Source organism: Laribacter hongkongensis DSM 14985 (assembly GCF_000423285.1).
GTDB classification, from domain to species: Bacteria; Pseudomonadota; Gammaproteobacteria; order Burkholderiales; family Aquaspirillaceae; genus Laribacter; species Laribacter hongkongensis.
In genome coordinates, this window is sequence record NZ_AUHR01000001.1 from 107,812 (window position 1) to 133,725 (window position 25,914).

Here is a 25,914-nt window from a genome sequence, read left to right on the forward strand (position 1 = left end):
CCATATAATGCTCTACCTACCGCACCTAAATGCAGAAATTCAGTGCAAGCCCGGGTGGCGAAATCGGTAGACGCAGGGGACTCAAAATCCCCCGCCGCAAGGCGTGTCGGTTCGAGTCCGACCCCGGGCACCAACAGGTCAAATCAGATAGTGTCACGAAGTGTCTGAAACCCGCATCCAGCAAGGATTTGCGGGTTTTTTGTTGTCTCACGTTGTGCCACGGAATGCCGTGACAGCCCACGATTTTAGGTATACGCCGATTCGATCAGGGTTCTGTATACCTAAAAATGGCCAGAACAACCGTCCCGCTTACCGATGCGGCCTGCCGTAACGCCAAACCCAAAGACAGGGATTACTCCCTATTCGACGGTCAAGGCCTGTACCTGCTGGTCAAAACCAATGGGATCAAGTTATGGCGGATGAAGTACATCAAGCCAAACGGTAAACAAGGGCTGACCTCGTTCGGAAACTATCCCGCCATATCGCTTGCCATCGCCCGCGAGTTGCGCGCCAAAGCAATCGACCTACTGGCAATGGGCACTGACCCGGTAGTGCACAAGCCAAGGCAGCAAGCATCGCGATTGCTTCCAACATCTTCGAAGCCGTCACGCGGGAATGGCACGACAAGATACGCGGCAAGTGGAGCCATGACCATGCCGGGCGCATCCTCAAGCGACAGGAACAGAACCTGTTCCCAGCCATCGGAAAGCATCTAATCGCTCACCTCACAACGCTGGATTATCTGGATACTTTGCGCCAGAGCAATCGATGCAGTCGCCCGCTGGCGCTGTCGGTGCTGCTCACCAAGAATCCGATCCGGCCGGCTCCATGGCATCGGTCGGGCAGAGCCCCATGCCGAGCAGAAAATACAGTTAATCAGAAAAAATGCATAGCCTTGCAATGTGAATAAACTTGGCCGCCATGGCCTACTTGCTTCCAGAGCGGCCAATATTTCAAATCAATAAAACCAGGCATTTCCTATAGCCGAAAGCGCGCAAAGGCATTACCCATATGTTGCGCGGCCTGATCCACCCCGGCTACCGTTTCACTGATTGCCTGAAGATTGCGGTCGTTTTCAAGGATGTAGCTGTTCATCGACTCGGTGCTTTGTGCCAGCAAAGTACTGGCATTCTGCTGCTCTTGAGTTGAGTCAGTGATTTCTGCCACCTTGCCGACCACCTCCTCCATGGCCTGCCTGGCTTCTCGGATAGTGCCAACTACCGATTGCGTCTGCTCCAGACCGGCGCTGACCGACTCCACCGTACATCCCATGTCGTGCACGGCCTGAGCGGTTTCCTGGCGCACCGCACCGATCATCCGGGTAATTTCTTGAGTAGCTGCACCAACCCGCTCAGCCAATTTGCGAACTTCGTCAGCCACCACGGCAAAACCACGACCTGCCTCTCCTGCACGTGCAGCCTCGATGGCAGCATTCAGCGCCAGCAGGTTGGTCTGGTCGGCAATTTCACGGATCACACCAGTGATGCCGGAAATTTCTCCGGAGCGCTGATCCAGTCCATCCAGTACCGTACGCAAGCCCTGTACGGCTTGCATGGTGGCCTCCATGCCGTGAGCCAGCGATTCGATATCACCAGCCGTCTGTTCCAGCTGCCGGTGCGTCGCCCGCACATGCTGGTCGGTATCACTGGCATTGCCGGAAATATGGGCGATGCTGACCGAGATTTCCTCCTGCGTAGCTGCATTTGAAGAAGACAGGTCAGCCATTTGCCGTGAACGACCGGCAATCCCGTTCATCTGTTGATTGATACGCTGGATATCGCTAACCAGGCTGGAAGCTTCCTCACGCAGGTTACGGAACATTTCGTGCAGGCGCCCAATAAAGACATTGAATGCACGGGCCGTTTCGGCCAGTTCATCCTGCCCTTCTTCCGGCAGGCGAACGGTCAAGTCTCCTTCGCCCTGAGAAATCGCTCTCATGGTGTCCTGCAATTGCGCCAAACCTCGCAATGAGTGGCGAGCCAACCATGAATTGATGACTGCAATCAGTATGATCAGAAAAGCGCCGCTACCAGCCAGTACCAGCAGAAGGGTTTCCAGAGGCGCCAGCACTGCATCCTTGTAGGTAGCAATACCGAGATACCAATTAGTACCCGGTACTTTGTCCCAAAGCATCAGCATGTCTGTGCCATCGTTGCGCACAGATTCGACCAATTGTTCTCGACCTGCCCATTTCTGCAGATTCTCTGGTGTCAAGCTGGAATTGGAGGACGTGATGGGTTTGAGTATCAGTTGTTTTTCGGGATGTGAAAGAATAGTCCCCTTTGCATCAACGAGGAACATATAGCCCCCGCCCTGGATATCGATATTGCCAAGCACAGCCTTGACCATATCCTCCAGTTCCATATCGGCAGCCAGCACCCCTTTCAACATATCCCCCTGCCTTAGTGCATAGGCAAAGCCTACGGTAGGCTGACCGCTAATGGCGTCAGCGTAAGGGTCAGTCACAATAACTTTTTTGCTTTTGACTGCTGCTTGATACCACGGTCGCTCAGAAGCAATAAAATTAGCCGGTAATTGTCTGTCGTCAGAAAAAAGAGTATGCCCATCGGCTCCGGCAAAGTACGCAACCACGTAATCGCCAATATCCATCGCCTGCTTGAGGTCGCGCAATGGAACATTTTCCTGATGCTGACTGGCAATGCCAGTCAGCACACGTTGCTTATCCTGTAACCAAGACTCCAATGCACGGTTTTGCCCTCGCACCAAAGTGTGTATTTCTTGATTCAGCGTATAAAGCAGGGAGGCACGCATCTGCCAAAATGCCATCCCGATCATCAAGACACCTAAAGCCACTAAAAATACTGTATTCCATACCAATATTCGTGCTTTGAGTGTTTTCAACACAGCTTTCCTCCTAATTCATTTGTTTCCCGAATTAAAATGATGATGATAAATCAACGCACTACCGCATCGTCTTTGACTTGAATCAAACACCTCAAACGAGCGCGGGCAGGCCGAAGCTACTTGGTCGTATGCAAGAATGGCAATCCTCTACGCATCATGGTGACCGTGACTCGCAACGAGGCAAACACATGAAAAGCAGGTAAAAAAGCTATCGGATTAGCCAGCACCACCATAGTGCCGTTCTGACTGGTGCTGACGTGGAGCTTGTCCATACCCTGCGCGAGCGCGATAGCAAGGCTTGCGTGGAAGTTTGAGGTGTAAAAATCCGCCACTGTGGACATCTGTTGTCAGTACGAGCAGCGCGCACATCATGAAACACATGCCTTGCTGCTCAGCCGTCGTGTAAAACAACTTGGAGCGCAGTATCGGCATGAGGGAGACCATCAAACACGATTACGTAGCGCACATGCCGAAACCGGACGCTGCAACAGCCTTGCGAAACCTGAGCATTGCCTCGTGCATTACAACGAGCATCACCCGCACAGTGCACTGAACTGCCGTTCACCACGGAGAATTTCGCCGCTTGGCGATCACCTCAATCTAACGAGGGCTGAGTGCCCTGAGATACGGAGTCAAATCCAGGTACGGCCCCCCCCCCCCGGAATTGCCTATGAACCGGCAGGACAAGGGCTTATCCAGCTACAGGACAGATCAAAGGCCTGGCTGGCCGGCTATCTGTTGCAGCAACCATTGACTGAAGACCAGCATGGCCGGGCTATCCTGCCTGGACTGCAATTTGACCAGCCAGTACTGTCCTGTCGACAGGCCGGGCGAAAAAGGCTGTACCAGTTCACCCCGCGCCAGTGCGCGGGTAAACATCGCCGGAGGCGCCAGTGCGATACCTGCACCCTGCCGGGCGGCTTCAATCATGCCTATCGACGAGTCGAACATGATGCTGTTCCGGATGAAGACCGGATGGCCTACCCCGGCCTCTCGCAGCCATTGCGGCCATTCGTCAGCGCGGTATGAGCGGAGCAGGGTATGGGCCAGCACGTCGGCCGGTTGGCTGAGCGTCCTCGCCAGTTCCGGTGTGCAAAGCGGGCTGAGCGGTGCTTCGAACAGCGGCGTGGCATCCAGGCCCTGCCACGCTCCGGAGCCGAATTTCACTGCGTAATCCAGCCCCTCCGCCGCAATGTCCACCCGGTTGTTGTGCGTGGACAGGCGCAGGTCAATCCGGGGATGGCTGTTTACAAAGCCGGGCAGGCGCGGCAAAAGCCAGCCTGTGGCAAAAGTTCCGACCACTCCGACATGCAGCGGTTCGCGAAAGGCCCCTTCACGGAAGGGCTCCATGGTCAGCGCAATGCTGTCAAACGACCGGCTGACGGCAGGCAGCAACCATTCGCCTTCGCGGGTAAGCATCAGGCCGCGGGGCAACCGCTTGAACAGCATGACATTCAGCTGCTGCTCCAGTGCCTTGACCTGATGACTGACGGCGGTCTGGGTAACGTTCAGCTCAATGGCCGCCCGGGTAAAGCTCAGATGGCGTGCTGAAGCCTCAAACGCCCGCAATGCATTCAAAGGTAGAAATGGTCGAACCATCGTGAACCCAAAATCAATTCATGACTGTGACTAGATTTTATCGTTTGTTGGCAAGACTGCTTGCCAATAGAGTCAGTATCCATCTCCGGCACGGAGAAAACAGAACATCATCATGTTTTGCTGCCGGGCACTGCACCTTGCCGAACAGCGGATCAAATCGATCGGCATATACATACGGAACAAACAGGCATGAAAAAACGGATTACCCCATTTTCCCGCTTTGCATCAAAAGGCCTTTTCGCCTGTAGCACAGGCATGTTGCTGGTGACGGTGGCACATGCTGCCAATACAGCAGCAGCCGGCATGGATGCCATGATACAAACCGTGATGCAGGCACACCAGATTCCGGGCATGGCCATTGCCATCATCCAGTCAGGCAAGACCACTTATCACAATTATGGTGTCGCCTCCCGCGAAACCGGCCAGCCGGTCCGGGAAACCACCCTGTTTGAAATCGGCTCCCTTTCCAAACCGTTTACTGCACTGATCGCCCAGCGGGCTGAAACCGAAGGCCGGATTGACCTGTCTGCACCGGCCAGCCGCTACGTTACCGCCCTGCGGGGCAGTGCATTCGACCGGATCACCCTCAGGCAGCTCGGTACTTATAGCGCAGGCGGATTACCGCTCCAGTTTCCTGACAATGTCACCACCCCGGCAGATGTGCTGGCTTATTACCGGCATTGGCAACCTGTCCATCCGGCAGGCACCACCCGGCTGTATTCCAATCCGAGCATTGGCCTGATGGGGCTGGCTGCCAGCCTGGCAACCGGAGAGTCCTTTGCCGGCCTGCTCGGGACAACGGTGCTGCAACCCCTCGGCATGAACTCGACCTATCTGCAAATGCCCCCGGAGGCCCGTTCACGTTATGCCATGGGTTATACCGCCGCCGGGAAACCGGTCAGGGTCAACCCCGGTCCGCTGGATGAGGAAACCTACGGCGTCAAGTCCACAACCGCAGACATGGCCGGATTTTTATTGGCGCATATGGACCCTGCACGCAGCAAAGGTGCATTGCGGTCGGCATTACAGCAAACACGTGTACCGGTTTATTGCGCCGGACAGACCCGGCAAGGACTGGGCTGGGAAAGTTATCAAGACTGGAAAAACCTCGACGTGCTGCTGGCGGGAAATTCAAATCAAATGGTGTTTGAGCCGCAGCCGGTGAAAGCCTGTCCTGCCGGCACCATGAATGAGCCCGATGTGTGGGTCAACAAGACCGGTTCTACTGCGGGATTCGGCGCTTATGCCGTATTCCTGCCTGCCCGACAAACCGGCATTGTCATCCTGGCCAACCGTAATTACCCGATTGCAGACCGTATCCGGCTCGCTCACGGAATTTTGACCGCATTGCACTGAGTCATCATGAATTGATTGGCAGCGGTGGATTCAAGCACTGAAAGGGAATGCGGCCCGGCCCCGGATGGATTGGTATCCGGGTCCGGGCCGCTTCGCCATGCATAAAAACCCGTCACGGCAATACCCAAAAGCAGCACATTCCGGGCAGACATGCATCCTTGTCCGAAATATTTCAGCCAGCCTTGAATCTTTTCCATAATCCAAAGCGCCCAAGACGGGCCTGGCAATTCAAGATGCCTGAATCGACTTTCGCGACCATCCTGCCATACAGGATCCGTGTGCAAACCGTCGCCGGATGAAAGCCCTCCAGCACCAGCAGCAAACCCGACGCTACTTGCACAAGCCTGCATTACCCGCCGGAAATCACGCCTGCTAGGCAGTTTCCGGAGCATGCCCGATCCAGCCAGTCCTGCATCCCCGGCCGGTTCCGGCACACCTTCAACCTGCTTTCCTGGTCAGCCGGGCAACGGCTAGCCCGTTCCACAAATCCACGGACATACGCGCGGCACGGTACGAAACCAGCGCAACAGCCACGGATCCCAGCATGTCGACCGGGTAGTGGACACCCACATACACCCGGGCCCAACCAACGATCCCTGCCAGCACCAGAGCCGGCCAGGTTTTCCGGAAGCCATATTGAAACACCAGCCCCAGAGCAAATGCACATGCCACGGCCATGTGACGGCTCGGGAATGAAGGCGATGGACCATGCTCGATCAACAGCATGCCAAGACCATCAACGAACGGGCGAGGATGCTGCACCAGAGAAGCAACCAGATTGGCCAGGACAGAGCTGTAGAGAATGGCCAGCACAATGACTGATACCGGCCGGATTGCTGACCGGCCCCGGGCGGCCAGCAGCAACAGTACAGGCACAATCAGGAAAATCAGATAAACAGCTGAAAACCTGGCTATCCCGTCCATCAAATAACCTGGATGCACCGAAGGATTGATAGCCAAAAACAGCAGCCGGTTGACCTGCTCGACCCATATAGGAAACACGACAGCCCCTTTAAAAAGCAAAAACCGCCTTGAAAATAAAAATCAAGGCGGTTTCAAATAATCTGGCCAGTATATTGGCGGTGTTATTTTTGTGCTGCTGCGCTCGGAGCGTGAACCATCTTCTTGGCGTGCTTTTTATGCACCGCCTGCTTTTTGGCTGCCACCTTCTTGTGATGTTGCTGCTTCATGGCCGAATGGGCCGGTTTTGCTGCGGGAGTCATTTCTGCTGCCGAAGCCATGCCGGCAGAAAGGGCCACAGCCGAAGCCAGCAGAATAGCCGTCAGTTTTTTCATCGCACAAACCTTTCTCAACTTTGCAATTCGAGGCAAGCCATATGGCTCAACTGCAATCTAGAGCAACCAGTCACGATTGGACAGCCTGAAATCGGTTACTTATTGTAATGCACAGATGAATTAATTAATCATTTGATTATTAACACACAAAACAAAGACAACAAAACTGCCATTTAAAATGGTCTCGATTGAATTTTTACAACAACTTGCAAAAACAATTAAGCAAATAATTGACCAAAATAACCCGCATGTTCTTTTGAAAATCATTACCGTTCATTCATGCCGGCATCTTTCGGTCATACATCGCCAGCAACACTCAGCCTCACCCTGTCTGCCTCCGCCTCATGGCACCCGGAGCGCAGCCCCGAAACGTCCTGGCCTGCTCCTGACCGCCATGATTTCCGACCTGCGGGGTTCACATTAGCCAAACGTGATATATGATTTCCGGCACACTTGACCGCACGCTCCCGTTACCTTGCGGTTTTGATCCACCCGGGCCTGCGCCCGACGACCCGGTTTGCCGGCCTGTCGTTGCGCAGCCCTGCAACCGGCAACGAGTTTTTATGCAGCTACTCCCGTTCCTCCTCTATCGCCTCCGGCACGGCAGCATCGTGCTACAGATCATGTTCGGTCTGGTGGCCGGCATGGCACTGGCCCTGCTGTCCCCGGAAGCCGCCAAATCCGTCGCCTTTCTCGGCACCCTGTTCGTCAAGGCGCTCAAAGGCGTGGCCCCGATCCTCGTCTTCGTGCTGGTCGCCACCTCGATCGCCGGCAAGACCAAGGGCGTGCAAACCAACATGCGCCCCGTACTGGTGCTGTACCTGGTTGGCACCTTCCTCGCCGCTCTGGTCGGCGTCGTGGCCAGCTTCCTGTCCCCGGTCCGGCTCGTACTGGCCAACGCCGCCACCGGCAGCGTTCCTCCCGGCGGCATCGGTGAAGTGCTGCACACTTTGCTGTTCCAGGTAGTCGACAATCCGGTCAATGCCCTGGCCACCGGCAACTTCATCGGCATCCTCGCCTGGGCTGCGGCCCTCGGCGTAGCCCTGCACCACTCCAGCGACACCACCAAGGCCATGCTCTACGACCTGTCGCAAAGCATCTCCAACGTGGTCAAGGTCATCATCCGCTTTGCCCCGATCGGCGTGTTCGGTCTGGTCGCCGACGCCATCGCCACCACCGGCTTCTCCGCCCTGATGGGCTACAGCCACCTGCTGGCCGTACTGCTGGGCTCGATGCTCTTCATCGCCCTAGTGGTCAATCCGCTGATCGTGTTCCTGGCCATCCGCCGCAATCCCTACCCGCTGGTCTGGACCTGCCTGCGCGAAAGCGGCGTCACCGCCTTCTTCACCCGCAGCTCGGCCGCCAACATTCCGGTCAACATGAACCTGTGCCGCAAGCTCGGCCTGCACGAGGACACCTATTCGGTATCGATTCCGCTCGGTGCCACCATCAACATGGCCGGCGCCGCCATCACCATCTCGGTGCTGAGCCTGGCAGCCGTACACACGCTCGGCGTGGAAGTCGACCTGCCCACCGCGCTGCTGCTGTCGCTGGTTGCCTCGGTCGCCGCCTGCGGCGCCTCCGGTGTGGCCGGTGGCTCGCTGCTGCTGATCCCGCTGGCGTGCAGCCTGTTCGGCATCTCCAACGATGTCGCCATGCAGATGGTGGCCGTCGGCTTCATCATCGGCGTCATCCAGGACTCGGCCGAAACCGCGCTCAACAGCTCGACCGACGTGCTGTTCACCGCCGCCGCCTGCATTGCCAACGGCGATGTCGACGTACCGGCCGGCGAACTGGTGAAAACCGACGCCTGACACACCGCAGGCTGATACGGCACCGGGCCCCGTTTCGTGCATGAAACGGGGCCCGGTGGTTTTCAGGCTTGCAGATGCCGGCTACGGACTCCGGCCGGCCGCCCGGCGGACCAGGATCATGGCCGGAACCGCGACTACATCACCGCGCGTCAGCGCGTCAGCTTGCGGAACACGGTCATCATTTCCCCGATGGCCGCTTCGCCCTCGCCGCGCTGCACCGCCTGGCTGACACAGCCGCGCGCATGCTGCTCGAGCAGTTGCATGGCCAGCCCGTCCAGCGCCGACTTGACCGAGGCAATCTGCGTCAGCACGTCGACACAATAACGGTCGTCCGCCACCATGCCGGCAATCCCGCGCACCTGGCCCTCGATCCGGTTCAGGCGGTGGATCAGCCGCTGCTTGTCCGGCCGGACCACGTCCGGCCCGGAAGCAACCGGTGGCGTACAGCAGTCAGATGACGGCATAACCGGCATCCTCAACCGCGGCACGCAGCTTGCCCGCATCCGTCACGGCCGGGTCAAACCGGATCACCGCCCGGCCCAGCTCTACCTGGGCGTCGTCCACCCCGGCCTGCGCCTTGAGCACCCGGTTGACGCTGTTGACGCAGCCACCGCAGGTCATTCCGTCGATTTTCAGTTCCAGAGTTTGCATGATGGTTCCTTTCCTGGTTGTACAATGGAAGGCGAGCCCTCGCCTTCCGGTCAGAAGAAGCGGCCGGTCAGCGCACTGCGCGCCAGCGGCGCAGCAGCAGCGAATTGCTGACCACCGATACCGAGCTGGCGGCCATGGCGGCCCCGGCAATCACCGGATTCAGCAGGCCCACGGCAGCCAGCGGAATGCCCAGTACGTTGTAGACAAAGGCAAAAAACAGGTTCTGGCGGATTTTCTTCATGGTGTGGCGCGACAGGTCGATGGCATCGGCCACCGCCATGAGGTCGCTTTTCATCAGCGTGACCCCGGCGGTTTCGATCGCCACGTCACTGCCAGCGCCCATGGCAAAGCCGACATCGGCTGCCGCCAGCGCCGGGGCATCGTTGACACCGTCCCCGGCCATCGCCACCTTGCGGCCGGCCGCCACCAGCTCCTGCACGATGCGCGCCTTGTCGCCCGGCTTCACCTCGGCACGATAGTCGGCCAGCCCGACATGGCTGGCGACGCTGGCAGCGGTAGCCGGATTGTCGCCGGTCAGCATCATCACCTTCACGCCCATGTCCTGCAGGCGCCGGACGGCCGCCGGCGAGCTGGCCCGCAGCTGGTCGGCGATTGCCAGCAGGCCGACCGCACCGCCTTCCTGCGCCAGCACCACCACGGTCTGCCCGCGGCTGGCCAGCCGTGCCAGCCCGCCGAGCTGTTCATCCGTCAGGCCGCCCACCCATGCCGGCGTTCCGAGCCTGAGCAAGGTGCCGTCGGGCAGCCGGGCACTGACGCCATGGCCGGGTTCCACGGCAAAATCGGTTACTGCTGCTGCCGTGACACCTTCCTTGTTCGCACCTTCCAGCACGGCGCGGGCCAGCGGGTGTTCCGATCCCTGCTCCAGCCCGGCAGCCCAGGCGAGCAGGGTTTCGCGTGGCACGCCGGCCAGCGCCTGCACTTCGGTCAGCACCGGGCGGCCTTCGGTCAGCGTGCCGGTCTTGTCGACCACCAGTGTGTCGATTTTCTCGGCCCGCTCAAGCGCGGAGGCATTGCGGAACAGCAGGCCGGCCTGCGCCCCGCGGCCTACGCCGACCATGATGGCGGTCGGCGTGGCCAGCCCCAGGGCACACGGGCAGGCAATCACCAGCACCGCCACCGCGTGGATCAGCCCGACGGTGGCACTGCCGGCCCACCACCAGCTGCCAAAGAAGGTCAGCACGGCCAGCCCCACCACTACCGGCACGAACACGCCGGAAATGCGGTCGGCCAGCCGCTGGATCGGTGCCTTGGAACCTTGTGCCTCCGACACCAGCCGCACGATTTCTGCCAGCTGGGTCTGGTTGCCCACGCCGGTCACGCGCACCTTGAGCGCACCTTCGACATTGCGGGTGCCGGCGTACACGCTGGCATCCACGGCTTTTTCCACCGGCAGGCTTTCGCCTGACAGCATGCTTTCATCCACGGCCGCACGGCCTTCCAGCACGACGCCGTCCACCGGCACCGCCTCGCCATAGCGCACCACGACCACGTCACCGGGTTTCAGGCTGGCAATCGGCACTTCGGCCAGCTCGCCGTTGCGCTCCACCCGGGCGGTCTTGGGCTGCATGGACAGCAGGGATTCGATCGCCGACGACGTGCGCCGCTTGGCCCGCGCCTCCAGGAGCTTGCCCAGCAGGATCAGGGTGATGACCGAGGCGCTGGCCTCGAAATACACGTGCATGTGGGTGGCACCCAGCAGCGTCACCAGCGCGCTGAAGCCGTAGGCCATGCTGGTGCCCAGTGCCACCAGCACGTCCATGTTGGCACCGCCGCCGCGCAGGGCGTGCCAGGCCCCCTTGTAAAAGCGCCAGCCGATCCAGAACTGCACCGGGGTCGCCAGCACCAGCTGCCAGCCGCGCGGCAGCAGCTCGTGCGGCCCGCCGGTCAGCATGCCGAACATGCCTGCCAGGAGCGGCAGGGTCAGCACGACGGCAATCACGAAATGTCCGAGTTCGTGCCGCCACACGCGTTCCTGTTCGGCCTGGCGGGCGGCCCGGTCGTCGCCTGCCTGCACCTTGGCGCCATAGCCGGCACGGGCCACAGCGGCGATCAGCTCGTCGGGCGTATGGCTGCCGGGCAGATAGCTGACCTGGGCGGTTTCGGTGGCGAAATTGACCGCGGCACTGACGCCGGGCAGGCGGTTGAGCACGGTTTCGATGCGGGTGGCACATGACGCGCAGGTCATGCCCTCCAGGTCCAGCGTCAGCCGCTCGGGGTCGACGTCATAGCCGGTCGCCCGCACGGTATCGATGACGGTCTGTGCCGGCATGCCTTCCGGCAGCGTTACGGTGGCGGTTTCGTTGGCAAAGTTGACTACGGCCGTCACGCCTTCAAGCCGGTTGAGTCGGGTCTCGATGCGGTTGGCGCACGACGCGCAGGTCATGCCGGTAATCGGCAAGGTCAGTTTCTGTTCCATGGCAAAGCCTTTCTCACGCCAGGCGGGTGAGTCTGATGGCTTTACTATATACCCCCATACCCTATTTACCAAGCCGCTTGCCAGCCACCGCGCTCCGGGCGGACAAAAGGTCAAATTCCTGCCCCTGACCGGTCATCTACGGTGCGCCGCAGGTCCGGACTGGCGGAAAGGCCACCAGCACGGGATCTGCCCGGACCTCCGGTACGCCCGGCCGGAACACCCCGGCCGCAGCGCTCAGCCGGCAACCCGCCGGAGGGCCAGCGTTTCTGCCAGCGCCAGTGCGGCATGCAGGCTGCCATCATCGGCGCGGCCGCTGCCGGCCAGGTCAAGCGCCGTGCCATGATCGACCGAGGTGCGGATCAGCGGCAGGCCCAGCGTCACGTTGATGCCGTGCCCGAAGCTGGCGTGCTTGAGCACCGGCAAGCCTTGATCGTGGTACATCGCCAGCACGGCGTCAGCCGTGGCCAGCCTGTCCGGATTGAACAGGGTGTCAGCCGGCAAGGGACCGGTCAGCAGCATGCCTTCGGTACGCAACTGCGCCAGCACCGGCTCGATGACGTCGATTTCCTCGCGGCCCATGTGGCCGCTCTCGCCGGCATGCGGATTGAGCCCGGCCACCAAGATGTGCGGCGCCGGCAGGCCGAACTTGTCCACAAGATCGCGGTGCAGGATGCGCAGCACCGCCTCCAGCCGCGCCGGTGTCACCGCGTCGGCCACCGCCCGCAGCGGCAGGTGGGTGGTGACCAGCGCCACCCGCATGCCGCCTCCGGCCAGCATCATCACCACCAGCGGCGTACCGGTACGCTCGGCCAGGTATTCGGTATGGCCGGTGAACGCCACGCCGGCCTCGTTGATCACGCCCTTGTGCAGGGGAGCCGTCACCATGGCGGCAAATTCGCCGGCCAGGCAGCCGTCAATGGCCCGGTCCAGCATCGCCAGCATGGCCGGCCCGTTGGCCGGTTCCAGCCGGCCGGCCACCGCCGGCACGGCCAGCGGCACATGACAGACCTCCAGTACGCCCGCTGCCGGGGCCGGAGCGGCCGGATCGTAAGCCGCAAAACGCGCCGGCAGGCCGAGCATGGCGGCACGGTCGGCCAGCAGGCCGGCGTCGCCGATGGCCACCACCCGCGTCTGCCGCGGCTGCATGGCCAGCCGGCACACCAGGTCCGGACCGATGCCGGCCGGCTCGCCAATCGTCAGGGCCAGGGTCGGCATCATGGGCGGGACTCCTCTTTTTCTTCATCGTCGTGGTCAAGCCGGTGGCCGGTGCGGGCCTCGACTGCCCGCACGATCACGTAGGCGATCATGGTGCACAGGAAGAACAGCAGCAGCAGCCAGGCGATGGACTGCAATGTGTCGATCAGGGTACGGTAGATTTCCAGCGTCCAGCGGGCGCCGTCGAGAGCCGGCGTGCCGGGTTTGTCCTCAAGGTATTTTTCCAGCGACCACAGGCGTACGCCGCCGGAGACACCGACCACCAGCATGGCAAAGCGCAGGTAGCGCTGCCACGGTTCGGCCAGCGCGTCACCGACGATGCGCCGCAGGATGCGGGCAATGGCGGCATCAAAAAAGCGGGCGGTCAGCCACGACACCAGCACGGCAACGGCCAGGGTGGCCAGCAGCAGCAGATAGAACATGGTCAGTGTCTCCGGTCAGGCCATGCGCGGTACGGCCGCCACGCCGAGCGCTGGCAGCCGGTCGAGCCGCTCCAGCGTCACGAGCATGGCGTCGGCCAGCTGGCGCATGTGCACGGGTTCAATGATATAGGGCGGCATGAAATACACTGTGTTGCCGATCGGCCGGACGAGGCAGCCCTGGCGCAACAGGTCGGCAAACACCACCTGGGCAAAGTCCGGCCGCGGCGCGCTGACCTCGAAGGCCCAGATCATGCCCCGATGGCGGAAGTTTTCCACCCGCGGATGCGCTGCCAGCGGAGCGAGATGGCGGCTGAATTCGGCAGCCCGCTCGCGGTTGCAGCGCAGCACGTCGTCCTGTTCAAAGATGTCCAGCACCGCCAGCGCGGCCGCGCACGCCAGGGCGTTGCCGGTATGGCTGTGCGAATGCAGGAAGGCGCGGCTGACGGAATCATCGTAGAACGCCGCGTACACCGTGTCGGTGGTCAGCACGCACGACAGCGGCAGGAAGCCGCCGGTAATGCCCTTGGACAGGCACAGGAAGTCCGGCCGGACGGCCGCCTGCTCGCAGGCAAACAGCGTGCCGGTACGGCCAAAGCCGACGGCGATTTCATCGGCGATCAGGTGGACGTGATAGAGGTCGCACAGGCGCCGGGCGCCACTGAGGTAGTCAGCCGGATACATGCGCATGCCGGCAGCTCCCTGCACCAGCGGCTCGACGATCAGCGCCGCCAGTTCGTCGCCCTGCTTTTTCAGCACGTTTTCCAGCGCAGCCAGCGCGCGGGTGACGGCGGCTCCGGGGGTTTCCCGTTCGCGCGGCAGCGGTGCCGGCAACTGGACGCCGGCCTTGATCAGCGGCGCATAGGTATCGCGGAAAACCGCCACGTCGGTCACGGCCAGCGCGCCGACAGTTTCACCGTGATAGCTGCCTTCCAGGTGCAGATAGCGGTTTTTCCACGGTAATCCGCGGTTTTTCCAGTAATGGAAGCTCATTTTCAGGGCGATTTCGGTGGCACTGGCACCGTCGGAACCGTAAAACGCATGTCCCAGCCCCGACAGGGCAGCCAGCCGTTCCGACAGCTCCACCACCGGCCGGTGGGTGAAACCGGCCAGCATGACATGCTCCAGACTGTCCATCTGGCGCTGGATGGCGGCCTTGATGCGCGGCTCACCGTGGCCGAACAGGTTGACCCACCAGGAACTGACCGCATCGATGAAGCGGTGGCCGTCAAAATCTTCCAGCCAGATGCCGTCGCCCCGCGCCACCGGAGTGATCGGCAGGGTTTCGTGCCGTTTCATCTGCGTGCACGGATGCCAGACGGCGGCGCGGCTGCGCGCCAGCCAGTCGGAATTGGACATGTCTGCGACCCTTCTGTTTTTCCCAGACGAGAGTCTAGAGGCTCGCTCCGGCCGGGTCACGCATTGTGCATGCCGCCTGCCCGGCTGGACTTTTCCGTCTGGCCTGTGCCATACCCGAAGGGCTCCTTTCACGCTGGATGAACCATGCCAGATGCCTTTGCCGACCTCGCGCCGCGGATGGACTTCCGCCTGCCGCTCCTTCTGGCCATGCTGCTGCTGGTGGCCTATCCGGCCTATACCGACTACCACGCCCGCGGCAAGACCAGCGAGGTACTGGCCGCACTGATGCCGGCCCGCGCCGCACTGATGCGGCAGATCGGCAGCCTGCCCGCCGATGCCGACCTGCGCACACTGGCCCTGCCGGCACCCGACAGCCCGTGGCTGGTCACCGACCGGCCGCTGGTGCTGACGCAACCGACCACCAGGCGGGTACGCCTTGCCGCCCGCCTGAGCGGCATCCATCCGGCACTGGAACAACGCTTTCTGGCCTGGGAAGGCGAGCTGGACAGCGGGCGGCACAGCATCCGCTGGCAGTGCGTCACCGATGCCGACAGCACGGCATGGCGGCATCTGCCCGAAATCTGCCGCCATGCGGCAGGGACCTGAGCGCCACATCCTGCGGACTCCTGCCGGCGCAGGCACCGCACGCTCCGGCCTCGCCCGAGATCAGGCCGGACGACAAGGCGCGAGCGGCATGAACGCCTGAGCGTACGCGGCAAATGCCGGCAGACGGCAGGAATGCTGCACCGGGCCGGATGGCGGCCTCCATGCAAAACGCCCCGCATCGCGGGGCGTTTTCGTCAGGCCGGGTCGAATCAGGCGAGGCGCCCGTGGCACTGCTTGTAGCGTTTGCCGGAACCGCACGGGCACGGGTCGTTGCGGCCCACGCGCACGCCGGCTGCGGCCAGTTTTTCGGCGGTGAACGGATTGCCTTCGCCGGCCTCGTCGCCTTCGACGGTGAATTCGTCGTGGCGATAGGTCATCGGCCGTTCTTCGTGTTCGAACGCTTCGGCGGCAGCGGCCTCTTCCGGACTGCGGATCTGCACCGTGGCCACGATCTGCGTCACTTCGCGCTTGATGCGGTCGAGCATCAGGCTGAACAGTTCAAACGCCTCACGCTTGTATTCCTGCTTCGGGTTCTTCTGCGCGTAACCGCGCAGGTGGATGCCCTGACGCAGGTGGTCGAGTGCAGCCAGGTGTTCGCGCCAGGCACCGTCAAAGTGCTGCAACAGCACCGCACGCTCGAACTGCTGCATGCTGGCGGCACCGACAGCAGCCACCTTTTCGTCGTACAGCGCCCGGGCCTGCTCGAGGATGCGGATCTTGAAGGTATCGAGCTCGGCATTCGGTTCGGCCTTGATCCAGTCGGCCAGCGGCACGCTGATCTGGTAGTCGGCCTCCAGCACCCGCATCAGGCCGGCCGCGTCCCACTGCTCCTCGATCGACTGCGGCGGCATCCAGGTATCGAACAGCTGCGACAGCACGTCGTCGCGCATGGCGGCGATCATGTCGCTGACTTCTTCGGATTCGAGGATTTCGTTGCGCTGCTGGTAGATCACGCGACGCTGGTCGTTGGCAACATCGTCGTATTCGAGCAGTTGCTTGCGGATGTCGAAGTTGCGGCCTTCGACCTTGCGCTGGGCGTTTTCGATCGCCCGGGTGACCCAGCTGTGCTCGATCGCCTCGCCCTCGGGCATGTTGAGGCGCTGCATGATGGCGCTGACGCGCTCGGAGGCGAAAATCCGCAGCAGCGGGTCTTCCAGCGACAGGTAGAAACGCGAGCTGCCCGGGTCGCCCTGGCGGCCGGAACGGCCGCGCAGCTGGTTGTCGATCCGGCGCGATTCGTGGCGCTCGGTGCCGATGATGTGCAGGCCGCCGGCGGCCAGCACGGCATCGTGGCGGGCCTGCCATTCAGCCTTGAGGGCAGCGATGCGTTGTGCCCTGTCGTCTGCCGTCAGCGATTCGTCGCTTTCGATGGCCTTGATCTCGGGGGCGATGTTGCCGCCCAGCACGATGTCGGTACCGCGACCGGCCATGTTGGTAGCCACGGTGACCACGCCGGGCCGGCCGGCCTGGACGATGATGTCGGCTTCGCGGGCATGTTCCTTGGCGTTGAGCACGTTGTGCGGCAGTCCGGCCTGTTTCAGGAGTCCGGCCAGCAGTTCCGAGTTTTCGATGCTGGTGGTGCCGACCAGCACCGGCTGGCCGCGCTGGTGGCAGTCGGTGATGTCGGCGAGGATGGCGTTGTACTTTTCCTGCCCGGTGCGGTAGACGAGATCGAGGCTGTCCTTGCGCACCATCGGCCGGTTGGTCGGGATCACCACGGTTTCAAGGCCGTAGATCTGCTGGAATTCGTAGGCCTCGGTATCGGCCGTACCGGTCATGCCGGCGAGCTTCTTGTAGAGGCGGAAGTAGTTCTGGAAGGTGATCGAGGCGAGCGTCTGGTTCTCGCGGTTGATGTTGACGCCTTCCTTGGCTTCCACGGCCTGGTGCAGGCCTTCGCTCCAGCGGCGCCCGGCCATCAGGCGGCCGGTGAATTCGTCGACGATGACGATTTCACCATCCTGCACCACGTAATGCTGGTCGCGGTGGAAGAGCGCGTGGGCGCGCAGGGCGGCCATCAGGTGGTGCATCAGGGTGATGTTGGCCGCGGAGTAGAGGCTCTCGCCTTCCTTGAGCAGGTCGGCGGCCACCAGGGCGGCTTCGGCATGTTCGAAGCCGGCTTCGGACAACATGACGGTGTGGGCTTTTTCGTCCACCCAGTAATCGCCTTCGCCGTCTTCGGCCTGCTGGCGCACCAAGAGGGCCGGGATGGCGTTCATGCGCCGGTACATGTCGACGTTGTCGTCGGCCGGGCCGGAGATGATCAGCGGCGTACGGGCCTCGTCGATCAGGATCGAGTCCACTTCGTCGACGATGGCAAACGATAACGGCTTCTGTACGCGCTCGGCCGGGCTGTAGACCATGTTGTCGCGCAGGTAGTCAAAGCCGAACTCGTTGTTGGTGCCGTAGGTGATGTCGGCGGCGTAGGCGTCCTGCTTGGCGTCGTGCGGCATCTGCGACAGGTTGACGCCGACGCTCAGGCCCAGGAAGTTGTAGAGCGGCGCCATGATGCCGGCGTCGCGGCTGGCCAGGTAATCGTTGACCGTGACCACGTGCACGCCCTTGCCGGCCAGGGCATTGAGGTAGGCCGGCAGGGTGGCGACCAAGGTCTTGCCTTCGCCGGTGCGCATTTCGGCGATCTTGCCGTCGTGCAGGACCATGCCGCCGATCAGCTGGACGTCGAAGTGCCGCATGCCCATGACGCGGCGGCTGGCTTCGCGGCAGACCGCGAAGGCTTCGGGCAGCAGGCTGTCGAGCCGCTCGCCCTTCTCGACGCGGGCGCGGAACTCGGCCGTCTTGCCGGCCAGTGCTGCGTCATCCAGCGTTTGCAGACCGGATTCGAGAGCGTTGATGCGGTTGACCACCGCACGGTATTGCTTGAGCAGCCGGTCATTGCGGCTGCCAAATACTTTCTTGAGGATATTGGCAATCATGTCTGTACGGCAGGCCGAAAAAATGCCTCGGATACTAGCACGGGTAAGGCAGGCCCGCCTTGTTCTCGATGATGCCGGCCCCCGGGCAGAGTCAATAGTTGTAGCCCAGCTGCAAGCCGTGCAGGTTCATGCCGGAGTTTTCGGAAGCAATGCCGCCATTGGAAACATGGCGGAAACGATAGCCGGCCTGCCAGCGCTGGTCCCGGCCCCAGGCCAGGCCGAAGCCAAGGCTGCTGCCGAACTGGAAACTGCTGCCATAGTGTTCGCTGTCGTTCAGCGCGGCATGGCTCAGCAGATAGCCACCGATGCCGGCTTCGGCGTAAAAACGGCTGTCGTCTCCCAACGGGCGCGAGATGCGCACCAGCGGCGTGATGCCGGCAATGCCCAAAGAGCGGGCTCCCGGCCTGTCATGATCGGCCCTCCAGTAACCGATGCTGGCTTCCCACGGCACCGACCAGTCCCAGTTACCGGCCAGCGGCCGGGGCGCCATCAGGGTGCCGCGATAACCCAGTTCGGCAAAACGCGTACTGTCGTCACCGATGCCGCCAGTCAGCCTGATGCCCCCGGCCATGGCGACGCTGCCCAGCCCGAGTCCGCAGACGACCAGCCCGATACCTGTCCATGAACGCATGATCCTGTTTCCTTTTTGTCTTGGCCCCTCGCAACCGGGGGTGTCGGGCTACAATCATGCCCGACCCTAGACTAATTTTATCCAACGTCATGAGTGATTCGGCTACCCCGCTGGATGCCGCCGGTCATGCGCCCGGCCTGGCCGAACTGCTGGCCCGGCAGCAGCTGTACCGCCGGCTGGAGGCCGACCTGCGCCGCCAGTTGCCCGCAGCGCTGGCCGGGCGCATCGACGTGTCCTGCGTGCACGATGGTGGAGAGCTGGTGCTGTTTGCTCCGCACGGCGCGGCAGCGACCCGTCTGCGCGCCACCCAGCAGCGCCTGCTGACCGCCTTGCAGGCCCAGGGCTGGGCCGTCCGGCAACTGACGGTCAAGGTCCGGAGCACGCCACCGTCCCCCCTGCGTGACAAGCAGCTGGCCATCGGGCCGGCCGGCCAGGACGCCCTGCAACAGGCAGCCGGTCAGGTGGCACACCATCCGGCACTAGCACTGGCACTGGCCCGGCTCCTGGCCCGTCAAGGCGGAACCTGACCGGTCTTTTGCTTGACCCTGCCGCCCGCTGGTGATTCAATTTGCCCGGTTCATAAACGAGATTGATTCCCGCTATTGAATTGCAGCACAACAGTCGCAGCGGCAATCATGACCATATTCGCACGAAGGGTTTCAGGCATGGAGCTTGAGCATCTGGGGCAACTCAAACCGGGCGATCGCGCCACCGTCGCGGGCCTGGGAGAAGCGGCACGCCCCTTCCGCCGCAAACTGCTGGCCATGGGCATCACCCCGGGCTGCACGGTTGAAGTCGTACGCGTCGCGCCGCTCGGCGACCCGATCGAAGTTTCGCTGCGCGGCTTTCGCCTGTGCCTGCGCCACAGCGAAGCTGCCGTGGTATCCGTCCAGCGGGAGGCCGCATGAAGGCACGCACACTCGCACTGGTCGGTAATCCCAACTGCGGCAAGACCACCCTTTTCAACGCGCTGACCGGAGCCCACCAGCGCGTCGGCAACTGGCCCGGCATTACCGTCGAGCGCAAGCTCGGACACTTTAGCGTCGACGGCCAGCCTTACGACCTGGTCGACCTGCCCGGCACCTATGCCATCGACAGCCAGAATGCCGGCATTTCCGAAGACGAACGCATCGCCCGCGACTACGCCGTCAGCGGCGAAGCCGACCTGCTCATCAACGTCGTCGACGCCTCCAACCTGCAACGCAACCTGTACCTGACCCTGCAACTGCTGGAACTGGGCCGGCCGATGCTGGTCGTGCTCAACCTGATCGACGTCGTGCACGACCGGGGCGAGCAGCTCGACCTCGCCGCGCTGGAATCCGCCCTCGACTGCCCGGTCATCGCCGTCAGCGCCAGCAGCGGCACCGGCCTGTCAGCCCTGCGCCAGGCGATAGCCCGCGCCACCGCCCGTGCTCCCCGTCCTGCCGCCACCCTCGGCGCCACACTGGAACAGTGGCTGGAACAGCAACAGGCCCGGCAGCCGGGACGTACCCGCCAGCAGTGGGTAGCCGACCTCGAATGCGGCCGCCTGCCCGCCGGCCAATGGCCGGAACTGCACGGCGAAGACGTCGACATCGTGGTGGCCAGCTCGCGCTACGAGCAGATCGACAACCTGTGCCGCCAGGTCATCACCCGGCCCGGCAGCGCCAGCATCAGCACCACCGAGCGGCTTGACCGCATCGTGCTCTCGCGCGTGTTCGGCATCCCCATTTTCCTGCTGTCGATGTACCTGATGTTCCTGCTGGCCATCAACCTCGGCGCCGTGTTCATCGACTTCTTCGACGGCCTGACCGGCACCCTGCTGGTCGACGGCACGGCCCACCTGCTCGGGCTGGCCGGCGCACCGGAGTGGCTGACCGCCATCCTCGCCCACGGCGTCGGCGGCGGTATCCAGACCGTGTCCACCTTCATCCCGGTGGTCATGGCCATGTTCCTGTGCCTCGCCTTCCTTGAAGATTCCGGCTACCTCGCCCGCGCCGCCATGGTGATCGACCGGGCCATGCGCGCCATCGGCCTGCCGGGCAAGGCTTTCGTGCCGATGCTGGTCGGTTTCGGCTGCAACGTGCCGGCCATCATGGGCACCCGCACGCTCGACAGCACCCGCGACCGCCTGACCGCCATCATGATGGTGCCCTTCATGTCCTGCGGCGCCCGCCTGCCGGTCTACGCCCTGTTTGCCGCCGTGTTCTTCCCCAGCAACGGCCAGAACGTCGTGTTCGGCCTCTACCTGCTGGGCATCGCCATGGCGATCCTGACCGGGCTGGCCATGAAGCGCACCCTGCTGCCGGGCGAAGCCACGCCGTTCGTGATGGAACTGCCACCCTACCGCCTGCCCAACCTGCGCGGCGTGCTCACCCACACCTGGATGCGCCTGCGCTCGTTCGTGGTCAACGCCGGCCGCGTCATCGTCTGCGTCGTGGTGGTACTGAGCCTGTTCAACTCGCTGGGTACCGACGGCAGCTTCGGCAACGAAAACAGCGACAAGTCCGTGCTGTCGGCCGTGGGCCGCTCCATTACCCCGGTGTTTACCCCGATGGGCATCCAGCCGGACAACTGGCCGGCCACCGTAGGCCTGTTTACCGGCATCTTTGCCAAGGAAGCCGTGGTCGGCACGCTGGATGCCCTCTACAGCCAGCTGGCCCGCAATGCCGGCGGCGAACACGCCGACGCCAAAGACGCCGGTTACGATCCGGTTGCCGGCATCGAGGCGGCATTCGCCACCATTCCGGCCAACCTGGCCGGCCTGTCGGATGCCGTGCTGGACCCTCTGGGCCTGAAAGTGGCCAGCGAAGACCAGGGCTCGCTGGCCGAAGACAAGAACCTGCACGAAAGCACCTTTGGCCAGATGGCACAGCTGTTTGGCGGCGCCAGCGCCGGCCTTGCCTACCTCGTGTTCGTGCTGCTCTACACCCCGTGCGTGGCCGCCATGGGTGCAGTCTGGCGCGAAGCCGGACCACGCTGGGCCGTCATCGTCGCTGGCTGGACCTTCGCGCTGGCATGGGGTACGGCCACGCTGACCTACCAGACCAGCCGCCTCACCACGCATCCGGGCGAAGCCGGAGGCTGGATGGCCGCCGTATTGGTCTGCGCCGCACTGGCCTTGCTGGTATTGCGCCAGATCGGCCAGCGCGGCATGGCACCGGAACTGGCCACCGCCGAAGGTTGCGGTGGCAGCGGCTGCGGCAAGTGCTCATGCTGATTGCCCTGCGCGAAGCCTTGCAGGCCCGCAGGCTGGCTTCGCTGGACGAGCTGGCCGGTACGCTGGGCGTGCCGGCCGCCACGGTCGAGGCCCTGCTGGCGCACTGGCAGCGCAAGGGCCGTATCGCCGTCGAGCCGGCGCCTTGCCAGGGCGGCAGTTGCGGTGGTTGCAGCGCCCGCGCCTGTCATTACTACCGCTGGCTCGACACACCTGCCGCGCCGTTCATTGCCATCCGTTCCGACAGTTCCCCTCCCCCGACCTGAGGCAACGGCAGGCCGTGTCTGCCGTAACGCTCCGGGCAAAACGCGCGGTGCCGGCAGCCGGTACGTGCTGCACCAGACATGCAGATGCCCACAGGTCAGCACAACTGAAGAAACCGGCAGCACGGAAAAACGCCTCCGGAAGCTGCGGTGACACACGACGAGACTTCCGGGACAACGCTGCCGAGAGGCTCTCCTGCGTTTTTCACCACTCCCGGTCACGGCCGGCATTCCCGCACGCGGCCGACACCGGATCAAACCGGCGGCACATCGGCAGCAGACACAACAAAGCCCGTCACTGACGGGCTTTTGCCTGTTGCGTACCTGCGCCGGTCATTCCTGCGTAGCAGTCCAGTGGCCGGACTTGCCACCGGCTTTTTCCAGCAGTCGCACGCCCTCCATGACCATGCCGCGGTCGACTGCCTTGCACATATCGTAGATGGTCAGGAGTGCCACGTTGACCGCCGTCAGCGCCTCCATTTCGACGCCGGTCTTGCCGACCGTTTCGGCCGTGACCTGGCAGCGGACACTGCTGGCCTGGCGATCAAGGTCAAACGTTACCGCAACACGGGTCAGGGCAATCGGGTGGCACAGCGGAATCAGTGCCGGTGTCTGTTTGGCCCCCATGATGGCGGCAACACGGGCAATGCCCAGCACGTCGCCTTTCTTGTGCCCGCCGGATTCGACCAGGGCAAAAGTGGCCGGCTGCATGCGGATGCACCCTTCGGCCACGGCGACACGGGCGGATTCGGGCTTGCTGCCGACATCCACCATGTGGGCCTGTCCGGCCGGATCGAAATGCGTCAGGGGAGAGCTCATGCGTTTACCACCAGTTGTAGTGCTGTTGCAGCCAGACGAGGCCGGTCAGGCCACCGGCCAGCAAGGCCGAGAGCATGACGATGCGTCCGAGCAGGCCAAGGTAATGGCGGTCGCGCGTCAGCAGGAAGGTTACCAGCGCCCAGCCGACACCAAGGATGGTGCCCAGCAGCCACAGGCGGAAGAACATCATGGTGCGCGCTACGCCAGATGAGGAATGCGGTGAAAACTCGACGGCACATCCTCGGAATGACTGAAGGTCACGTATTCCCATGCGGACGGCCGGGCCAGCAGCTGGCGCAACAGCTGGTTGTTCATGGCGTGGCCGGATTTGTAGCCGCTGAAGGCCGCGATCAGCGGATGACCGATGATGTAAAGGTCGCCGATGGCGTCGAGGATCTTGTGCCGGACGAACTCGTCCGGAAAACGCAACCCGTCCCGGTTGAGGACGAATTCGTCATCGATCACGATGGCGTTGTCGAGACTGCCGCCGCGCCCCAGGCCCATCCTGGCCATGGTTTCGACTTCGTACATGAAGCCGAAGGTGCGGGCACGGGCGATTTCGTCGATGTAGCTGGTCCGGGCAAAGTCGATGTCGACTTTTTGCGGTGCCAGCCGGAAGGCCGGATGGTCAAACGAGATTTCCAGCGAGACCTGGAAGCCGTCGTACGGCTCCAGCCGGACCCATTTGTCACCTTCGGCCACACCGACTGGCTCCAGTACCCGGATAAAGCGCTTTTTCGCCGGTTGTTCGACGATGCCGGCCGTTTGCAGCAGATAGATGAAAGGTGCGGCACTGCCGTCCATGATCGGCGTTTCCTGCGCCGTCATTTCCACGTACAGGTTGTCGATACCCAGCCCGGCCAGCGCACTCATGAGGTGCTCGATGGTTCCGACACGCACGCCGTCGGGCGTGACCAGCGTTGAGGAGAGGCGCGTGTCGTTGACCAGTTCGGGCGAACACAGGATGTCCGCGGCTTCGGGCAGGTCGGTCCGCCGGAAGACGATTCCGGTGTCGGGCGGTGCCGGCCGGAGCGTCAGCCGGATACGGTCGCCCGAGTGCAACCCGACTCCGCTGGCAGTGACCGGAGCCTTGAGAGTGCGCTGATGGATCATGGAAAAGACAACCTGACTTCAGGCAGACAACAGGATAGCCAAGGGTATCACGGACGCGGACGAGCGCCGATTGATTCCCCTGCCCTTCCTGATAGGCCGCGCCAATCAGTCCGCCTGCTTGCGCAGGAATGCCGGAATATCGTAGTTTTCCATCACCGACGGATTGGCAAAATCAGCCGTCGACGTCACCCGGCGACCGGAGCGCAGGGCCTGCGGCGGTGCTTCGCTGTTGCCGATTTCCAGCGGCACATCGTCCGTACCGGTACGGACTACCTCCAGACGGGTATTGCGTTCTTCGCGGCCCTTCTTGTTCGGTGCCAGACCGGTGGCGATCAGCGTCACCCGGATTTCTTCTTCCGGCATGCCTTCGACTTCGGCCGTACCGAACTTCATGTCGGCTTCGGCGTCGGCAAGCTGGGTGATGATCTCCATGATCTCGCTGTATTCCTTCATCTTCAGGCAACCCGGCGCGGTCGAAATGTTGACCAGCAGCCCGCGGGCGCCCACCAGCGTAATGTCGTCCAGCAGCGGGCTGGCCACGGCCTCTTCGGCCGCCACGCGGGCGCGGTCAATGCCGGAAGCCGAGGCAGTACCCATCATGGCCATGCCGTTCAGGCTCATCACCGTGCGCACGTCAGCAAAGTCGACGTTCACGAAACCCGGCGTGGTGATCACTTCCGCCACCCCGGCCACGGCGCCCTTGAGCACGTCGTCGGCGGCCCGGAAGGCGTCGCGCATGGTGACATCGTCACCCAGCACGTCCATCAGCTTCTGGTTCGGGATGACGATCAGCGAATCGACGTTCTTCTTCAGCTCGTCAATGCCCTGGGTCGCCACACCGACCCGCTTGGCACCTTCGAACACGAAGGGACGGGTCACCACGGCAACGGTCAGCACGCCGATTTCCTTGGCCACTTCAGCCACCACCGGGGCCGCACCGGTCCCGGTTCCGCCGCCCATGCCGGCCGCGATGAACACCATGTCGGTACCGTGCAGGGCGTCCGCGATGCGCTCGCGGTCTTCCAGGGCCGAATTGCGGCCGACTTCCGGCTTGGAGCCGGCACCCAGGCCCTTGGTCAGGGTCTGGCCCAGCTGGATGCGGGTCGGCGCCCGGTTTTGCGCCAGCGAGTCAGCATCGGTATTGGCGGCAATGAACTCCACGCCGCGCACACCGGCAATGATCATGTTGTTGACGGCATTGCAACCACCGCCCCCCACACCGATGACCTTGATGACGGCCTGCTGGGCCGGTGCATCGTCCTGCACCATCTCGTAAATCATCATGCTCATAACACTGCTCTCCTCAAATCTGCCAATCTTGCGATCTGTCATCGCCCCGCCGGCAA

Annotated in this window: 26 protein-coding genes, 1 tRNA gene and 1 pseudogene; 11 read left to right on the forward strand and 17 right to left on the reverse strand. The window is 62.6% G+C overall.

Features of this window, described 5'->3' with window-relative positions; translation table 11 throughout:
* Positions 1–48 precede the first annotated feature (48 nt).
* The 3 genes from G542_RS0100520 (at position 49) to G542_RS19565 (ending at position 910) form a co-directional block, all read left to right on the forward strand.
* Positions 49–133, forward strand: a tRNA-Leu gene (locus G542_RS0100520).
* Between the two features lie 154 nt (positions 134–287).
* Positions 288–716: an integrase arm-type DNA-binding domain-containing protein gene (locus tag G542_RS17765; RefSeq protein ID WP_081666689.1), complete on the forward strand. Its 429-nt coding sequence runs from the start codon at positions 288–290 to the stop codon at positions 714–716.
* Entirely contained in the window at positions 629–910 is a 282-nt protein-coding gene (locus tag G542_RS19565) for a phage integrase central domain-containing protein (RefSeq protein WP_373279773.1), read from the forward strand. Before G542_RS17765 ends, G542_RS19565 begins: the two co-directional genes overlap by 88 nt.
* Positions 911–978: 68 nt before the next feature.
* Here the strand turns inward: G542_RS19565 and G542_RS15455 are convergent, their stop codons facing one another.
* Positions 979–2,865 (reverse strand): methyl-accepting chemotaxis protein, encoded by a 1,887-nt coding sequence (locus G542_RS15455; protein WP_081666690.1) that lies wholly within the window; start codon positions 2,863–2,865, stop codon positions 979–981.
* 418 nt (positions 2,866–3,283) lie between these two features.
* On the opposite strand from G542_RS15455, the pseudogene G542_RS18345 reads away from it, so the two are divergent.
* Positions 3,284–3,435: pseudogene (locus tag G542_RS18345) on the forward strand (integrase core domain-containing protein); the annotation flags it as partial.
* A 141-nt stretch (positions 3,436–3,576) separates the two neighbouring features.
* Here the strand turns inward: G542_RS18345 and G542_RS0100540 are convergent.
* The gene (locus G542_RS0100540) at positions 3,577–4,464 is read right to left on the reverse strand and encodes a LysR family transcriptional regulator (protein ID WP_027823115.1); all 888 of its coding nucleotides are present in this window, start codon (positions 4,462–4,464) and stop codon (positions 3,577–3,579) included.
* Positions 4,465–4,653: 189 nt separating this feature from the next.
* Between G542_RS0100540 and G542_RS0100545 the strand changes: the two genes are divergently transcribed.
* Entirely contained in the window at positions 4,654–5,820 is a 1,167-nt protein-coding gene (locus tag G542_RS0100545; RefSeq protein ID WP_081666691.1) for a class C beta-lactamase LHK-1, read from the forward strand.
* Here the strand turns inward: G542_RS0100545 and G542_RS18350 are convergent.
* The 3 genes from G542_RS18350 to G542_RS15465 form a co-directional block, all read right to left on the reverse strand.
* Positions 5,793–6,212 carry a hypothetical protein gene (locus G542_RS18350; protein ID WP_155826566.1) on the reverse strand — a complete coding sequence of 140 codons (420 nt, stop codon included), beginning with the start codon at positions 6,210–6,212 and terminating at the stop codon, positions 5,793–5,795. The genes G542_RS0100545 and G542_RS18350 overlap by 28 nt on opposite strands.
* A 46-nt stretch (positions 6,213–6,258) precedes the next feature.
* Positions 6,259–6,822 carry a phosphatase PAP2 family protein gene (locus G542_RS15460; RefSeq protein WP_051189824.1) on the reverse strand — a complete coding sequence of 188 codons (564 nt, stop codon included), beginning with the start codon at positions 6,820–6,822 and terminating at the stop codon, positions 6,259–6,261.
* An 83-nt stretch (positions 6,823–6,905) separates the two neighbouring features.
* Entirely contained in the window at positions 6,906–7,115 is a 210-nt protein-coding gene (locus G542_RS15465; RefSeq protein WP_034984667.1) for a hypothetical protein, read from the reverse strand.
* A gap of 563 nt (positions 7,116–7,678) precedes the next feature.
* Between G542_RS15465 and sstT the strand changes: the two genes are divergently transcribed.
* A complete protein-coding gene (sstT, locus tag G542_RS0100560) occupies positions 7,679–8,929 on the forward strand; it encodes a serine/threonine transporter SstT (RefSeq protein WP_027823117.1) in 1,251 nt (416 codons plus the stop codon).
* Positions 8,930–9,078: 149 nt separating this feature from the next.
* Here sstT and G542_RS0100565 read toward each other — a convergent pair whose 3' ends face one another.
* From G542_RS0100565 to G542_RS0100590, 6 genes are all read right to left on the reverse strand, one after another.
* Positions 9,079–9,393 (reverse strand): metal-sensitive transcriptional regulator, encoded by a 315-nt coding sequence (locus tag G542_RS0100565; RefSeq protein ID WP_012698474.1) that lies wholly within the window; start codon positions 9,391–9,393, stop codon positions 9,079–9,081.
* A complete protein-coding gene (locus tag G542_RS0100570; RefSeq protein WP_027823118.1) occupies positions 9,380–9,580 on the reverse strand; it encodes a heavy-metal-associated domain-containing protein in 201 nt (66 codons plus the stop codon). Before G542_RS0100570 ends, G542_RS0100565 begins: the two co-directional genes overlap by 14 nt.
* A 67-nt stretch (positions 9,581–9,647) precedes the next feature.
* Positions 9,648–12,017: a heavy metal translocating P-type ATPase gene (locus tag G542_RS0100575; RefSeq protein ID WP_027823119.1), complete on the reverse strand. Its 2,370-nt coding sequence runs from the start codon at positions 12,015–12,017 to the stop codon at positions 9,648–9,650.
* A gap of 234 nt (positions 12,018–12,251) precedes the next feature.
* Positions 12,252–13,235: a 4-hydroxythreonine-4-phosphate dehydrogenase PdxA gene (gene pdxA, locus G542_RS0100580; RefSeq protein ID WP_027823120.1), complete on the reverse strand. Its 984-nt coding sequence runs from the start codon at positions 13,233–13,235 to the stop codon at positions 12,252–12,254.
* Positions 13,232–13,654: a hypothetical protein gene (locus G542_RS0100585; RefSeq protein WP_012698478.1), complete on the reverse strand. Its 423-nt coding sequence runs from the start codon at positions 13,652–13,654 to the stop codon at positions 13,232–13,234. Before G542_RS0100585 ends, pdxA begins: the two co-directional genes overlap by 4 nt.
* A 15-nt stretch (positions 13,655–13,669) precedes the next feature.
* Positions 13,670–15,010, reverse strand: a complete 1,341-nt coding sequence (locus G542_RS0100590) for an adenosylmethionine--8-amino-7-oxononanoate transaminase (protein ID WP_027823121.1) — start codon at positions 15,008–15,010, stop codon at positions 13,670–13,672.
* A gap of 144 nt (positions 15,011–15,154) precedes the next feature.
* Between G542_RS0100590 and G542_RS0100595 the strand changes: the two genes are divergently transcribed.
* The gene (locus G542_RS0100595) at positions 15,155–15,616 is read left to right on the forward strand and encodes a hypothetical protein (protein WP_012698479.1); all 462 of its coding nucleotides are present in this window, start codon (positions 15,155–15,157) and stop codon (positions 15,614–15,616) included.
* 209 nt (positions 15,617–15,825) lie between these two features.
* Here the strand turns inward: G542_RS0100595 and secA are convergent, their stop codons facing one another.
* Both secA and G542_RS17290 read right to left on the reverse strand, forming a co-directional pair.
* Positions 15,826–18,546 carry a preprotein translocase subunit SecA gene (gene secA / locus G542_RS0100600; RefSeq protein WP_012698482.1) on the reverse strand — a complete coding sequence of 907 codons (2,721 nt, stop codon included), beginning with the start codon at positions 18,544–18,546 and terminating at the stop codon, positions 15,826–15,828.
* Between the two features lie 91 nt (positions 18,547–18,637).
* Positions 18,638–19,177 (reverse strand): acyloxyacyl hydrolase, encoded by a 540-nt coding sequence (locus tag G542_RS17290; RefSeq protein WP_051189825.1) that lies wholly within the window; start codon positions 19,175–19,177, stop codon positions 18,638–18,640.
* An 89-nt stretch (positions 19,178–19,266) separates the two neighbouring features.
* On the opposite strand from G542_RS17290, the gene G542_RS15475 reads away from it, so the two are divergent.
* The 4 genes from G542_RS15475 to G542_RS15480 all read left to right on the forward strand — a co-directional run bounded on the left by G542_RS15475 (position 19,267) and on the right by G542_RS15480 (position 22,639).
* A complete protein-coding gene (locus tag G542_RS15475; protein WP_051189826.1) occupies positions 19,267–19,704 on the forward strand; it encodes a DciA family protein in 438 nt (145 codons plus the stop codon).
* Positions 19,705–19,842: 138 nt separating this feature from the next.
* Positions 19,843–20,085 carry a FeoA family protein gene (locus G542_RS0100620; RefSeq protein ID WP_012698485.1) on the forward strand — a complete coding sequence of 81 codons (243 nt, stop codon included), beginning with the start codon at positions 19,843–19,845 and terminating at the stop codon, positions 20,083–20,085.
* Positions 20,082–22,376: a Fe(2+) transporter permease subunit FeoB gene (feoB, locus tag G542_RS0100625; RefSeq protein WP_012698486.1), complete on the forward strand. Its 2,295-nt coding sequence runs from the start codon at positions 20,082–20,084 to the stop codon at positions 22,374–22,376. Before G542_RS0100620 ends, feoB begins: the two co-directional genes overlap by 4 nt.
* Entirely contained in the window at positions 22,370–22,639 is a 270-nt protein-coding gene (locus tag G542_RS15480; protein WP_051189827.1) for a FeoC-like transcriptional regulator, read from the forward strand. Before feoB ends, G542_RS15480 begins: the two co-directional genes overlap by 7 nt.
* Positions 22,640–22,969: 330 nt before the next feature.
* Here G542_RS15480 and moaC read toward each other — a convergent pair whose 3' ends face one another.
* From moaC to ftsZ, 4 genes are all read right to left on the reverse strand, one after another.
* A complete protein-coding gene (moaC, locus tag G542_RS0100635; protein ID WP_012698488.1) occupies positions 22,970–23,455 on the reverse strand; it encodes a cyclic pyranopterin monophosphate synthase MoaC in 486 nt (161 codons plus the stop codon).
* Between the two features lie 4 nt (positions 23,456–23,459).
* Positions 23,460–23,645: a hypothetical protein gene (locus G542_RS0100640; protein ID WP_012698489.1), complete on the reverse strand. Its 186-nt coding sequence runs from the start codon at positions 23,643–23,645 to the stop codon at positions 23,460–23,462.
* A gap of 8 nt (positions 23,646–23,653) precedes the next feature.
* On the reverse strand, positions 23,654–24,568 hold the full coding sequence (gene lpxC, locus G542_RS0100645; protein WP_012698490.1) for a UDP-3-O-acyl-N-acetylglucosamine deacetylase: 915 nt from the start codon (positions 24,566–24,568) through the stop codon (positions 23,654–23,656).
* Positions 24,569–24,673: 105 nt separating this feature from the next.
* Positions 24,674–25,858 carry a cell division protein FtsZ gene (gene ftsZ, locus G542_RS0100650; protein WP_012698491.1) on the reverse strand — a complete coding sequence of 395 codons (1,185 nt, stop codon included), beginning with the start codon at positions 25,856–25,858 and terminating at the stop codon, positions 24,674–24,676.
* Between the last annotated feature and the right edge of the window lie 56 nt (positions 25,859–25,914).